We start from the raw sequence: 13,460 nt of genomic DNA on the forward strand, positions 1-13,460 counted from the left end.
CAAGCTGCCGCTGCTCGATACCTCCAGCCTGACCAGCGGTGCGCGACGACGTCGCAAGCTCAAACGGAGCCCCAGGTTGAAGATCAAGCCAGGCCCTGTCTGACAATTGATCACTGGGCAGCGGCTTCCAGACCGACCAGTGTGGGTGGCTTCGGCCCCCTGTGGCAGAAGCCCGGGAGTCCAGAAGTCCAGAGGGCCAGGCGGGTAAAGGGACCCCAGGAGGGGTGCCGATCTGCTCTCTGCGCCACCGTTGGTTGCGCCGTGTCGTGCCGTGGTCAGGCTCTCTTGCCGATCTGTTCCGGCAGCTTGGTGAACAGGCGCCTGGCGTTTGTGTGGCCGACCTTGACTCGGTCGTTGTCACTGATGGCGGCGTTGTCGAACCACTCGGAGGCCTCGCGCATGGACTCGTAGGGGTAGTCGCTGGAGTACAGCACCCGGTCGGAGCCCATCTCGGCCATGGTCGCGTTGAGTGTCTGGGTGTGGAAGTTGCCGCTGGTCGTGACGTAGAAGTTGTTGTGCAGGTAGTGGGTCAGCGGCTTCTTGTACTTGATCAGGTCACCCATCATGGCTGCGCGGTGGTCGATGCGCCAGATGTTGAACGGCAGCGTCTCGCCCAGGTGGCCGAGGATGAGCGTGAGATTGGGGAACCGGTCGAGCAGGCCGCTGGTCATCAGACGCAGAGCGTGGGTGGAGGTCTCGACGGTGAAGGTCCACACTGCGCCGAACAGCTCCGGGTGCCCCTCGTAGATGCCCTGGTTGCCCGGCAGCGGGTCGCGCGGGTGCAAGTAGAGCGGCACGCCGACCGCCTCGAGGCGCTCCCAGAAGGGCAGGAAGCGGTCGTGGTCGTAGTACCAACCGGTATTGGCATCATTGATGTTGGTGAAGCCGTTGAGCATCACGCCGTGGAAACCGAGTTCGTTCACACAGCGTTCCAGCTCGGTCGTGGCCGCGGCGGGGTCCTGCATGGGCAGGGCGGCGAGCCCGCCGTAGCGGTTGGGGTTCGCGGCCACGAACTCGGCCAGCTTGTCATTGACCTGCCGGGCGCGGGTGACGGCACGCCCCGGGTCGGTCTCCCCTTGGATGCCGGGCGCGGTCAGTGACAGCAGTGAGTAGTCGATACCGGCGGCGTCCATCTCGGCCAGCCGCTCTGCCCCCAGATCGGTCAGACGCCGGGAGACGTCCCTCATCATGTCGGGGTTGACGTACTCCGGGAGTTCCCCGGAGAGCTCCGGGAGGTTGAAGTGCTCTTCGAGGGCGATTTTGCCGGGCATGCAGGCTCTCCTTGTCGATTGAAGGCGCCTTCCTTCCCGCGAGGGTGAACGCGCCCAATTCGGACACTCCTCGGAGAGGCTCGGCGCGGCCCCGCTCCGGCACATGGCCGTGGAAATCGCCTGTGTGTGAAGGGACTTGAGCCAAGCGCGGGCTCTTCCCCTCGGTGCCCTGAGGGCGAACAGGCGAGACCGGGCCGGAAGCCCTGCCGCGACCCCGGCCGCCATGCCTGATCACCGTTTCACGAGGCAATGCCAAGTGGCCGACGAAACACGGACTGTGTCACTCCGCTGGCGCCGTCAGATACGTGCTGGTCTGTGGCCGCGCCTGGCGAGCCTTGCCGCCCTGCTTCGGCGTCGCCGCCGACTCAGCCCCCGCCACGAACGTGATTCCCGCAACCACCTGGCTTTCCTCGGACTCGCCACGGTCCTGTGCTGCTACAAGCGCCTCGTCCGTGCGACAGCTAGAAGTGGACGGGGCGGTCACGCCCCGTGTCGGCGGTCGGGTTCCAGTTGCGCCCTGGCCCGGCGCACCTCAGGCTGCCGCTATGGACCGCACCCCGGAACCCAGAACGCTGTCCATTCTGGTGACTGGCGCGGCGGGCAGCGTCGGTGTCGTCGGACGATCCGTGGTCGAAGGCCTTCGGTAAGCGGGACCTGCCCGTCCGAGCCATGGTGCTGCGTCGTGATGACGAGCGGGTCCAGGCGCTGCGCGCGACGGGCGCCGAGGCCGTCGTCGGAGACGTGACGCGCGCGGGCGACGTCGTCGACGCCCTGGACGGTTGCGGACGGTGTACCTCGGCATGGGCGTGTCAGCGCAGTATCTGGAGGCTGCCGTGACGGCGGCGGCCGTCGCACGCGCGGCCGCCCAGGCAGAGCTCCGTGACTCCGATGACCGACTGCTGGACCCACGCCACCAGCGGTTGCATGCTCCTCCCTCTCCCCGCACGCTGACCGCCATACGCATCGCGACGGAAAGTACCGGGCCCATGAGCGACGAACTCCTCGATCTGGCAATCGCCACCGCCGGCGGTCAAGCGCTCTGGGACGCCCTGCGCGGCTTGAAAGTCGACATCTCCATCGGCGGCCCGATCTGGGCGAATAAAGGCTGGCCGCCGGACAAGACGTTCGACCAGGTCCTGACGCTCGACACGGTCGGAGAGCACATCGTATTCGACCCGTTCACCCGCCCCGACCGGCGGATGGTGTTCGACGCCGCCGCCGAAAGCGTCACCATGCAGACCCTCGACGGCGAACCGGTCGAGAGTCTCGCCCCTGCACGCGCCGGCTTCAAGGGAATGCTGCGCGACAGCACCTGGGACGCTCTACACCTCGGCTACTTCCTGGGCTACGCGTGCTGGAACTACTTCACCACCCCGTTCCTGTTCACCCATCCGGAAGTACGGGTCCGTGAGATCGAACCGTGGCGCGAGGTCGGGCAGACCTGGCGGCGCCTGCAGGTGCGCTTCCCGCCCGAGATCGCCACGCACAATCCCGACCAAGTGTTCTACTTCGATGCCCTCGGAATGCAACGCCGCATGGACTACATCGCTGAAGTCAACGGCAGCACTCTCGTCGGCCACTACACCAGCCGCTACCAGAGCTTCGGAGGGCTGCTCGTGGCGACACGCCGACGAGTCTTTCGCCGGAACCCCGACAACAGCGTCAACCTCAACCTCCCTTCCATCACGCTCGACATCCACGACGTCGAACTCGTCCACTCCGACGACGAACAGGTACGGCCATGACCACGGAAACCGCCTTCATCGACCACCCCGCCCGGCGGCTCGTTGTGGCGCTCCCCGACCCCTACGACGCAGCGCGCGAGCACTACGAAGCCCTCGTCCCCGAGGTCGACCTGCCCCGCTTCTTCCAGATGGCCTCCTGGCAGGCCACGCTCGAGCTCGCCGAGATCAACGCCCCGCATGGTTTCATGCGCTACTACCGCAGCGACATCACCGCCGTCATGGCCGGCTCGCCGTCCTCCTGGAAGGCCACGCAGTACCTGATGGGCAACCACACCATCGCCGAACGCATGTTCCGCCACGACCCGTCGATTATGGTGCACGCACCACTGAGGACCCTGCTCTACGCGGACCCCGACGGCGACACCAAACTCGCCGTCGACCAGCCCAGCCTGCTGTTCGCCAGCTACGGCAATCCTCGGATCGCCGACGTCGGCCGCGAACTCGACGCCCTCCTCGCCCAGTTGGTCACCCTGCTCGGTGGCGACGCACCTCCCCAGTTGTGACTCCATGTGGTGGCGGCCGACCGCTACGGTGCGGCCGGAGCGACGGGATCGCACCAGGCGGGCCAGTACGCAAGAGGCTCTCCCGGCCGATCGGCGTGTCCCCTTGGATGCCCGTCCCGGACCCGCCTGAGGGAGGAGATGCCGGACAGTCGCCCGCGTGGTTGCCTGGTGCCGGTGGGGTTGCGTGCGCGACCCCCGCAGCACTCGCCGCCAACGCCATGAGGACAAAAGATCATGGAGCGCTTCACACCGGACTACCCGGAGATGATCGTCCCGGTCGGCCATGTCGAACCCGTACCGCGTCGAATCCGGGGCTATGCGGGGAACCTTCCCGTCTTCGACACTGTGCGGGCGCGATACGTGTGGCTCTGGCCGGGCTACCCGCAATACTGCGTTCCTCGCGAAGACATCCGCGACGGTGCTCTCCTCGACGAGGGCCGGACCATGGCGCTACGGGTCGGCAGGGCGCGTCGCCACACCCTCCGACTGGGCTCGCTGACCCGTCCGGGCGCGGCCTGGGAGTGGGCCGATGACGTACCTGGTGTCGCCGGTTGTGTCAGCTTCCGCTGGGAGGCCATCGACGCATGGTTCGAAGAGGACGAGCAGGTGTTCGTCCACCCCAGGAGTCCCTACACCCGCGTCGATGCGCTTAGGTCGGGCCGCGGTGTGCGCGTCATGCTCGACGGAGCCGTGCTCGCGGACGCGCCTTCCTCGGTGATGGTGCTGGAGACAGGCCTCCCGACGCGCTACTACCTCGACCGCGTGTACATCGACTGGACCCGCATGCAGCCGACCGACACCGTCACCAGTTGCCCCTACAAGGGCAACACCAGCGGCTACTGGTCCGTCACAACGGACACGGCCACCTACCCCGACCTCGCCTGGGCATACGATTTCCCGACCCGGCAGGTAGCGCCCATCGCCGGACTGGTGGCCTTCTACAACGAGCGCGTGGACCTCTACCTCGACGGCCACCTGTTGCCACGCCCCTCTGGCGTCACCAGAGCCATATGGGAGCAGCAACACCGCGTCTGACCTGCACACTCCCAGTCACTTCGGCATCAGTGCACCGGGGGATGGGGACGGTTCAGCGATGGCCTCGGCGATGGCGTGGGCGATCACGCCGGCTGCGCACGCAGGGCACGCCCGAGCCGGTCCAACTCCTCACGCGCACCTGGCATTTCTCCCACCGGAGCCCCCCTCTCCCGCTCGACCACGGGCATCCTATGCGGGTGAGAACGGTGAGAACACAGGCAGAGGCCCGTACCCAGCTGCTACGTCACTTCACGGAGACGCTCCGTGCGCTGCCCCCGGAACTGTCGCTGGCACTACGGCATCCGGACCTGCCCCACGCGGGCCTGCACCGCGGGGTTGTCCTGTCCGAGGACCTGAACCATCCCGATGACGGCTGGGCGACCTTCGACATCCGGTACTGGGTGCTGGGAACCACGCCGGACACCTGCGACCGGTATTTCGACCTGGTGACGGGGGTGTGGAGTGAGTGGGGCTGGGCGACGCGGGACGGAGGGGCTGCCCGTACGCACACGGGTCGGGCGGACACCCCCGACGGCTACAGCCTCGCCCTCACGCGGAGTGTGAACGGCTACCTGAGCATGGCCGGCTCGACACCGCTGTTCCTGCGGGACTCGGTGGTGGGGGAGCCGATGCCGACGCGGATCGCTTGGCGGGATGGGGAGGCGGTGTTCTCCTTGTAGGCAGGCTCGCAGAATGACCGCCCGGACTTGAGGTCCTGGTTGATTCAGGCGGCCAGGTGTCCGTCTCGGCCGGCAAAGGTGAAGCCGCCGAGTGCGGGCGGCGTCCGCGGTCGGCCTCACCCGCGATCAGGCCCGCGGAACCCTCCGGCTCAGTCTCGGACGCACCACCACCGACAACGACGTCGTCCAGGCCGCCGGACTCATCACGCAGGCTGCACACGCCCTGGCGCCGGTGGCCGCCGGCGCGGCCTGGCCTACCCGAACCGGCCGTCTCCGCGGAACGATCCCCACTACCCGCACATGCGGCCTCGGCGTCCTACCGGCCGGTCCGCAGGGTGGGCTGGGCCGAGGGCAGGCCGACGCCGGGCGTCGTGTTCCCCAGGGTGGCAGGCGACCGGCGCGGCCGCTGATGTCGTACGGCAACGCGTCGTTGCCGCATCATCGCGCGATCCCGTTTTTAAGTTAATTAGCAATTAATATTGACAGGCTTGGGAGGCCTGGGCACAGTTTCCGCCGTGGCACCGGCGCCCGGCGGACCGGAGCGGGGTGCCCCATACCCCCAACTCTCGGGAGAATTAAGTGGCTTCGCATCGTGCAGGGATGGCGCGACTGCGGCGGACCGCGGTGGCGCTCGGCGCCGTGGCGCTGGTCGGGTCGATGGTCCCGGCGGCACACGCCGCGGAGGACCAGGGCGCGCCGCAGTACTACGACAGCGGCCTCGCCCCTACGCCGTACATGGGATGGAACACCTACTACGGGCTCGGCGCCCCGACGGAGGACCAGGTCAGGAAGGTCGCCGACTACCTCGTCAGCAGCGGGCTGCGCGACAGCGGATACGACATCGTCTGGCTGGACGGAGGTTGGCAGGCCGACCAGCCACGTGATCCGAAGACGGGCCGGCTCGTTGCCAACCCCACGCGCTTCCCCTCCGGCATTCCCGCGCTGGTGACGTACCTTCACCAGCGCGGACTCAAGGCCGGCATCTACACCGACGCGGGCGAGTACGACGGCGGCACGTGGTGCGGGCTCGGCAGCCGCGGCCACTACGAGGAGGACGCCCGCCAGTTCGCCGGGTGGAAGGTCGACGCCATCAAGGTGGACTTCCTGTGTGGCATCGGCGCCGGGCTCGACCCGGGCCCGGCTTTCAAGGAGTTCAGCGAAGCCGTCGCCAAGTCGGGGCGGAAGATGCTGCTCAACCTGTGCAACCCGCTCACCGACGACTGGGGCATGCCGCACACCCCCGAGCAGGACGCGCACAACACCTTCGTCCACGGCCCGACGACCGCCGACTCCTGGCGCACCGGCACCGACATCGCCTGGGGTACCCCGACGGCGGGGGAGTGGCCGAACGTCCTGCGCAACATGGACGCCAACGCCTGGCACCCCGAGGCCCAGGGCCCCGGGCACTGGAACGACCCGGACTACCTCATCCCGATGCGCAAGCTCGCCGAGGGTGGCTATGAGCTGACGGAGGAGGAGTCCACCACACAGTTCGTGATGTGGGCCGAGATGGCCTCGCCGCTGGTGCTCGGCAGTGACCCGCGCACCCTGCCGAAATCGATGATCGACACCCTGCGCAACCCCGAGATCATCGCCGTCGACCAGGACCCGCTGGGCATCCAGGGCGTCCGCGTGGCGACGGACTCCGTCGGCGACGTCTACAGCAAGGTGCTCAAGGGCGCGGGCAAGCGGGCGGTCGTCCTGCTCAACCGCTCCGACCAGGCGCAGGATCGCACGGTGACCTTCGCCGACGCCGGGCTGACCGGCAAGGTCGCGGTGCGTGACCTGCGGGCCCGCACGTCGCGCGGCACCTTCAGCGGCTCGTACACGGTACGCGTTCCCGCGCACGGCACCGCCTTCCTCAAGCTGACCGGCACGGACGACGCCCCGGGCGCGCAGCTGCCCGGCCGCTCCTCGGCGAGCCCGGCGCTGGTGCGGGACGGTGACACCCTGACCGTCTTCACTCGCGGCGGGGACGGGGCCCTGCGCGCGCAGACCGCGCGCGGGGGTGACTGGTCCAAGGCCCGGACCACCGAGCTGGGCGGCCCGACGCGGGGCCGCATCCTCGGCCAGCCCGCCGCGTACGCCTCCGCCGGCGGCCGGATCGACGTCTTCGTCCGCGGCGCCGACGACACCGCCTACCGGCGCGTGTACGCGAACGGGCGCTGGGGCCGCTGGCAGAGCCTGGGCGGCACACTGACGGACGCGCCGACCGCGGCCTTCTCCGGGCCGGACGACTGGACGCTGTTCGCGCGTGGCGCGGACGGCAAGCTGTGGTCCCGCGGTCCGGCCTCCGGCTGGACCGCGCTGGGCGCACCGCAGGACCGCCCGTTCTACGGGCGCCCCTCGGCCGTCGTGGACGACGCCGGGCGTTTGCACGTGGCCGTGCGCACCACCGACGACGCGGTGTGGTGGCGGTCCCGTGACACCTCCGGCAGGTGGTCGGACTGGACGGCCCTGGGAGGCACGATCGGCGGCAGCCCGACGCTGGTGGCCTCCGGCGGCACGGTGCACCTGTACACCCGTGCCGGTGACTACACGCTCTGGACGCGCAGTTGGACCGCGTCCGGCGGCTGGGCGGGCTGGAGCAAGAACAGCGCCTTCGTCAGCGGTGTCTTCGACGGTGCTCTCGGCGGCGTCGCGGGATCCGACGGCGGCGTGCTCGTCGCCTTCCGCGGGGTGGACGGCCGCGTCCACCAGGCCGCGCTCTGAGCGCTGCGATCACCCCATTCCACCCTGCTTCACCTGCGTCAACCCGTACCACTTCCCGGTACCAACAGGTGTGCCTCCGGGCCTTGTTCGGCCGGAGGCACACCCTCCGATAAATAAATTAGTAATTAATCTTGACGGCATGCGGATCTCTGCGACAGGCTGTGCCTGCCGCGCCCGGGGCCGGGCCGTCAGGGGGCCTCAGCTCCGTTCCATGGGCACATAGGGAGTGCACAGATGACCGCCTTCAACGCCACCCGCCGCAGATTCCTCGTAGGAGCGGGCGCAGTCGGCGCCGGCGCGCTGCTCAGCGGCTGCGTCACCCAGAGCCCGTCCGCCTCCGGAGGAAAGTCCGGCGGCCCGGTGACCCTGCAGTCCAACCTCTCCTCCCCGCAGGCGAAGACCGCGATGCAGGCGATCGTCGCCGCCTTCGACGAGCGCGGCGACGCCAAGGCGGAGCTCAACACCGTCGCCTCGGAGACGTTCCGCACCCAGCTGCCGACCTACCTCACCTCGGCCAACCCGCCGGACGTGTACACCTGGTACCCCGGCTCCGTCGCCGAGTCGTACGCCAAGAAGGACCTGCTCCTCGGCCTCGACGACATATGGGAGAAGCCGGAGCTCTCCGGCTACTCCGACGCGCTGAAGAAGCTGTGCACCTCGGCCTCCAGCGGCAAGAAGGTCTTCGTGCCCACCAGTTACTACTGGTGGGGGATGTTCTACCGGAAGTCCAACTTCTCGAAGTGGGGCGTGCAGGAGCCCAAGACCTGGGACGAGTTCCTCGACCTGTGCGACAAGCTCAAGAGCAAGGGCGTCGCACCGATCGGCCTCGGCGCCGGCGGCGACACCCCGTGGGTCGCCTCCGCCTGGTTCGACTACCTCGACATCCGCGTCAACGGCGCCACGTACCACCGCGAACTCCTCGCGGGCAAGCACCGCTTCGACGACCCCGAGGTCCGCAAGGTCTTCGACAAGTGGGACGAGGCCCGTCCGTACTTCGACCCCAACGGCACGGCGATCCCCTTCCAGGACGCCACCACCGCCCTCCTCCAGGGCCGCACCGGCATGATGCTCATCGGCACCTTCTTCGCCGACGCCGCCCCCAAGGACGCCCTGGGCGACCTGGACTTCTTCCAGTTCCCCATCATCGACCCGAAGGTGCCGGTCGCCGAGGAGGCGCCCACCGACGGCTACTTCGCCAGCGCCCGCACCAAGCGCGCCGACGACGTCAAGGAACTGCTGCGTTACCTGGCCACCGCCGAGGCACAGGAGCTCTACCTCAAGAGTTCGTCCGGCACGACGCTGCCCACGCACCCCGACGCCAAGGACGCCGGCACCCCGCTGGTCCTCAAGGGCCGCAAGGTCATCGAGGGCGCCGCCGACCTGACGCAGTTCTTCAACCGCGACTCCAGCGACGCCCTGCAGCCGACTGCCGACACGGCGCTCGTGCACTACCTGGCCAAGCCCAAGGAGATCGGCTCGATCCTCACCACGTGGCAGCGCAGCGCACAGAAGATCTGGAGCCAGTGACGATGGTGCTGATCGGCTCCGCACGACGGTCCAGGGCCACGCGGGTGCCCCCGGTGGTCCTGGCCTTCGTCCTCGTCCCGCTGCTCGCCGAGGTGTTCTGGGTCTTCTGGCCGGCCCTCCAGGGCTTCTACCTCTCCCTGACCTCCTGGGACGGCCTGGCGGCCCCGAAGTTCGTCGGCCTCGGCAACTTCAGCGAGATGCTGCACGACGCGGTCTTCCGCACCGCCGCGATCAACACGGTGCTGTGGCTGCTCCTCTTCGGCGGGCTCTCCGCCGCCCTCGGGCTCGGTGCCGCGCTGCTGCTCCAGCAGGAACGGCGCGGCATCGGGTTCTACCGGGCGGCGCTCTTCCTGCCGGTGGTCTTCTCACTGGTCGCCACGGCGCTGGTGTGGCAGGCCATGTACCAGCCGGACGGTCTGATCAACAACGTGCTGGAGTCCGTCGGTCTCGGCGGCTGGAAGCACGCCTGGCTCGCCGACCAGGACACCGCCTTCTACGCGGTGATCGTACCCGCGCTGTGGCGCCAGGTCGGCTATGTGATGGTGCTGTACCTGGCCGGCCTCAAGGGCATCGACCCCGCGCTGTACGAGGCGGCCAAGGTCGACGGCGCCACCCGCCTGCAGCAGTTCCGGCACATCACGCTGCCGCAGCTGCGCAGCGTCAACGCGGTCGTCCTGTCGGTGATCGTCATCGACTCGCTGCGCTCGTTCGACGTGGTGTGGGCCCTCACCCGCGGCGGCCCGTACCACTCCTCCGAACTGCTGAGCACCTACATGTACTCCACCGCGTTCCAGTCCCTGCGCCTGGGATACGGCTCCGCGCTCGCCGTCGTCATCTTCGTGCTGGCCTTCGGCGTCATCGTGAGCTACCTCGTGCGCGCCTTCCGGGAGGCCGACTGATGACCGCCACCCACACCACAGCGCACGTCAAGAACGCGGGGGGCGTGGCAGGCCAGGCCGGACCCGGCAATGCCGCGGCGCCCCGCCGGCCCGCGCCGCGCGGCCGCGCCCTGCGCACGACCGGTTTCCACCTGACCGCCGGCCTGCTGTCCGCGCTGTGGCTGCTGCCGATCGTCCTCGTGCTCGTCACCAGCACCCGCACGTTCGACGACATCGCCGCGCACGGCGTCGGCAGCCGGCCGCACTCGTTCACCTTCGACGGCTTCCGGCAGGCGTGGGTGGACGGCGGCCAGCAGCGCGCCCTCATCAACAGCATGCTGGTCACCGTCCCCACCGTGCTCCTCTCGCTCGGCCTCGCCTCCATGGCCGCCTTCGCGCTCAGCCGCTACGCCCTGCCCTTCCGGCGCGTCCTGCTGCTGCTCATGCTCGGCGGCAACCTGCTGCCCCCACAGATCCTGCTGATCCCGGTCTCCAAACTCAGCGAACTGCTCGGCATCCACGACCAGCTGTACGCCCTGATCGGCGTGCAGGTCGGCTTCGGCGTCGGCTTCTACGTCTTCGTCCTGCACGGCTTCATGAGGGCGATCCCCGGAGAGATCCAGCAGGCCGCCGTCATCGACGGCGCGAACCCGTGGCAGATCTACTGGCGGGTCATCCTGCCGCTGGCCCGCCCGGCGTTGGCCGCGCTGAGCGCGCTGTCCTTCACCTGGATCTTCAACGACCTGCTGTGGGCCATCACCGTGCTGCGCACCGACACCCGGATGCCCATCACCGCCTCGCTGATCGGACTGCAGGGCCAGTACGTGTCCATGTGGAACGTCATCGCGGCCGGTTCGGTGATCGCCGCCGCCCCGACGGTGGCCGTCTTCCTCCGCTTCCAGCGCCACTTCGTGGCCGGACTGAACCTCGGAGCCGTCAAGTGACCGCGCACGACGACCGGTGGCTGCTGCGCACCGACACCACCACCTATGCCGTCACCCTCGGCGGCGACGGCCGCTGGGCCGAGCTCGCCGCCTGGGGGCCGCACGGCGTGGAGGACGGGCCGTCACCCCTGGACTGGTCCCGCCGCACCCACTTCATCACCCCCGCCGACGCCGCCCCGGCCGAGTACATCCCCTACGGGCTGCGGCCGTTCACCGGCGCCGACCTGATCGCCTCCCGCCCCGGCGGCGACCGCGGCAGCTGGTGGCGCTTCACCGGCGCCACGCAGGACGGAGAGCGGGCACTGCGCCTGGAGTTCGCCGACGACCTCCTCGGCCTGCGCACGACCCTCCACTACGAGACGGTACCCGGCACCGACGTCGTCCTGCGCTGGACGGAGTTCACCTGCGCCGGCGAGACCGAGGTGCGCCTGGAGCGCATCGACTCCGCGGCCGTCAACGTGCCCGTCCAGGGCGGCGCGCGGCTGACGTACCTGGCCGGACAGTGGTCACAGGAGTTCCAGCTCAAGGACGTGCGCCTGGAGCGCGGCCGCTTCGAGATGGAGAGCACCCAGGGTTCGGCCGGGCACGCGTACCCCCCCTGGCTCGCGATCCAGGACGCCGCCGCCCCCGCCGAGGGCGCCACCCCCACCTACGGCATCGCCCTGGAATGGTCCGGCAACTGGCGGATCACGGCCGACGCCGAGCCCGGCGGAGCCGTGCGGGTGCGTGCCGGCCGCGTGCCCCACGAGGGCGCGGTCCGCCTCGCGCCCGGCGCCACCCTCGTCACGCCCCGGCTGGCCTGTGCCTTCAGCCCCGACGGACTCGACGGGCTGGCCCGCGTGTGGCACCGCTACGAGCGGCACCTCACCGGCGACCGCATCGACCGGCCCCGCAAGGTCCTCTACAACTCGTGGGAGGCCACCGGATTCGACGTCGACGCCGCCGGCCAGCTGGAGCTCGCCAAAGTCGCCGCCGAGCTGGGCGCCGAACTCTTCGTCGTCGACGACGGCTGGTTCACCGGACGTCCCGACGACACCGGAGGCCTCGGCGACTGGGACCCGGACCCGGCCGAGTTCCCCGGCGGCTTCGACCGGTTCGTCGAGGACGTCCGCGCCCTCGGCCTGGACTTCGGCCTGTGGGTGGAGCCCGAGGGCATCAGCCCCCGCTCCAGGCTCTACGCCGAGCACCCCGAGTGGGTGTACCGGATCGACGGCCGCCCCGCCACGCTGGTGCGCAACCAGCACCTGCTCGACCTCGGCCGCGAGGACGTCCAGGACTTCGTGATCGGCACCCTCGACCGGCTGCTGGGCACCCACGCCATCAGCTACCTCAAGTGGGACATGAACCGGCCGCCCACCGAGCGCGGCCGTCCCGGCCACCCGGCCGGGCCCGACCCCGAGCAGCACGACCTCGACGCCGCCCACGTCGCCGGCTACCTCCGCGTCCTGGACCACCTGCGCAGCGCCCACCCGCACGTCACCGTCGAGGGCTGCGCCGGCGGCGGCGCCCGCGTCGAGCACGCCACCCTCGCCCGCACCGACGTGCTGTGGCCCAGCGACAACACCGCGCCCATGGACCGGCTGCGCATCCAGTACGGCTACCTCCACGCCCACGCACCGCACACCATGAGCTCCTGGGTCACAGACGCCCCCGGCGTCTTCGACCCCCGGCCCCGCTCGCTGGCCTTCCGCTTCGTCAACTCCATCGCGGGCGTCCTCGGCATCGGCGCCGACATCCGCCACTGGACAACGGAGCAGCGCGCCGAGGCGGCGGAGTGGATCGCCCGCTACAAGGAGATCCGCGACGTCGTCCACCACGGCGAAGTCCACCTGCTGGGCAGCCCCACCGACCCGACGTGCGGCGTCCAGTACGAGGAACGCGGGAAACTCAGCGGCGCCCGCCTGGTGGTGACCGCCTGGAACACCGGCCCGCTCGACGGCGCGCCCCTGGTGCCCGGCCGGGCCGCCCGGCTGCGTCTGCGCGGCCTGCGGCCGGAATCCGTCTACACCGACACCGCCACCGGCACCCGCTACAGCGGCGCGTACCTGATCCACTCGGGGCTCCCGCTCGCCTGGACCGCCGGACACGACGCGGAGTTGACCGTCCTGGCCCGGCAGTGACGACAGCGGAAGAATCGGCACTCCATCCGCCTCTCGAACACCTGC

At 69.6% G+C, this 13,460-nt stretch carries 10 protein-coding genes and 1 pseudogene; 10 read left to right on the forward strand and 1 reads right to left on the reverse strand.

From position 1 onward, the window contains the following. Positions 1–275: 275 nt before the first annotated feature. Positions 276–1,271 carry an amidohydrolase family protein gene (locus TNCT6_RS34345; RefSeq protein ID WP_141365383.1) on the reverse strand — a complete coding sequence of 332 codons (996 nt, stop codon included), beginning with the start codon at positions 1,269–1,271 and terminating at the stop codon, positions 276–278. A 358-nt stretch (positions 1,272–1,629) separates the two neighbouring features. Between TNCT6_RS34345 and TNCT6_RS34350 the strand changes: the two are divergent. From TNCT6_RS34350 to TNCT6_RS34395, 10 genes and pseudogenes are all read left to right on the forward strand, one after another. Next, positions 1,630–1,731, forward strand: a pseudogene (locus TNCT6_RS34350) (IS5/IS1182 family transposase); the annotation flags it as partial. Between the two features lie 526 nt (positions 1,732–2,257). Beyond that, positions 2,258–3,016 (forward strand): hypothetical protein, encoded by a 759-nt coding sequence (locus tag TNCT6_RS40225; RefSeq protein ID WP_172633145.1) that lies wholly within the window; start codon positions 2,258–2,260, stop codon positions 3,014–3,016. Beyond that, positions 3,013–3,519, forward strand: a complete 507-nt coding sequence (locus TNCT6_RS34360) for a DUF302 domain-containing protein (protein WP_253266330.1) — start codon at positions 3,013–3,015, stop codon at positions 3,517–3,519. The genes TNCT6_RS40225 and TNCT6_RS34360 overlap by 4 nt, the downstream gene beginning before the upstream one ends. A gap of 234 nt (positions 3,520–3,753) precedes the next feature. Continuing rightward, a complete protein-coding gene (locus TNCT6_RS34365; RefSeq protein WP_141365385.1) occupies positions 3,754–4,554 on the forward strand; it encodes a DUF427 domain-containing protein in 801 nt (266 codons plus the stop codon). A 206-nt stretch (positions 4,555–4,760) separates the two neighbouring features. Then, positions 4,761–5,234, forward strand: a complete 474-nt coding sequence (locus TNCT6_RS34370) for a hypothetical protein (protein ID WP_141365387.1) — start codon at positions 4,761–4,763, stop codon at positions 5,232–5,234. A 600-nt stretch (positions 5,235–5,834) separates the two neighbouring features. Then, positions 5,835–7,946 (forward strand): glycoside hydrolase family 27 protein, encoded by a 2,112-nt coding sequence (locus TNCT6_RS34375; protein ID WP_141365389.1) that lies wholly within the window; start codon positions 5,835–5,837, stop codon positions 7,944–7,946. Between the two features lie 234 nt (positions 7,947–8,180). Beyond that, the gene (locus tag TNCT6_RS34380; RefSeq protein ID WP_141365391.1) at positions 8,181–9,473 is read left to right on the forward strand and encodes an ABC transporter substrate-binding protein; all 1,293 of its coding nucleotides are present in this window, start codon (positions 8,181–8,183) and stop codon (positions 9,471–9,473) included. 2 nt (positions 9,474–9,475) lie between these two features. Beyond that, positions 9,476–10,372 (forward strand): carbohydrate ABC transporter permease, encoded by an 897-nt coding sequence (locus TNCT6_RS34385; RefSeq protein WP_141367087.1) that lies wholly within the window; start codon positions 9,476–9,478, stop codon positions 10,370–10,372. After that, entirely contained in the window at positions 10,372–11,295 is a 924-nt protein-coding gene (locus tag TNCT6_RS34390; RefSeq protein WP_141365393.1) for a carbohydrate ABC transporter permease, read from the forward strand. The genes TNCT6_RS34385 and TNCT6_RS34390 overlap by 1 nt, the downstream gene beginning before the upstream one ends. Beyond that, complete coding sequence (locus TNCT6_RS34395) at positions 11,292–13,415, forward strand: alpha-galactosidase (RefSeq protein ID WP_141365395.1); 2,124 nt, start codon at positions 11,292–11,294, stop codon at positions 13,413–13,415. Before TNCT6_RS34390 ends, TNCT6_RS34395 begins: the two co-directional genes overlap by 4 nt. Positions 13,416–13,460 lie beyond the last annotated feature (45 nt).

The sequence above is a fragment of the Streptomyces sp. 6-11-2 genome, from assembly GCF_006540305.1.
Taxonomy (GTDB): domain Bacteria; phylum Actinomycetota; class Actinomycetes; order Streptomycetales; family Streptomycetaceae; genus Streptomyces.

Bases quoted from the DNA above. Each gene is read 5' to 3' on its own strand.
- TNCT6_RS34345 (WP_141365383.1), bottom strand. From the start codon at position 1,271: ATGCCCGGCAAAATCGCCCTCGAAGAGCACTTCAACCTCCCGGAGCTC.
- TNCT6_RS40225 (WP_172633145.1), top strand. From the start codon at position 2,258: ATGAGCGACGAACTCCTCGATCTGGCAATCGCCACCGCCGGCGGTCAA.
- TNCT6_RS34360 (WP_253266330.1), top strand. From the start codon at position 3,013: ATGACCACGGAAACCGCCTTCATCGACCACCCCGCCCGGCGGCTCGTT.
- TNCT6_RS34365 (WP_141365385.1), top strand. From the start codon at position 3,754: ATGGAGCGCTTCACACCGGACTACCCGGAGATGATCGTCCCGGTCGGC.
- TNCT6_RS34375 (WP_141365389.1), top strand. From the start codon at position 5,835: ATGGCGCGACTGCGGCGGACCGCGGTGGCGCTCGGCGCCGTGGCGCTG.
- TNCT6_RS34380 (WP_141365391.1), top strand. From the start codon at position 8,181: ATGACCGCCTTCAACGCCACCCGCCGCAGATTCCTCGTAGGAGCGGGC.
- TNCT6_RS34385 (WP_141367087.1), top strand. From the start codon at position 9,476: ATGGTGCTGATCGGCTCCGCACGACGGTCCAGGGCCACGCGGGTGCCC.
- TNCT6_RS34390 (WP_141365393.1), top strand. From the start codon at position 10,372: ATGACCGCCACCCACACCACAGCGCACGTCAAGAACGCGGGGGGCGTG.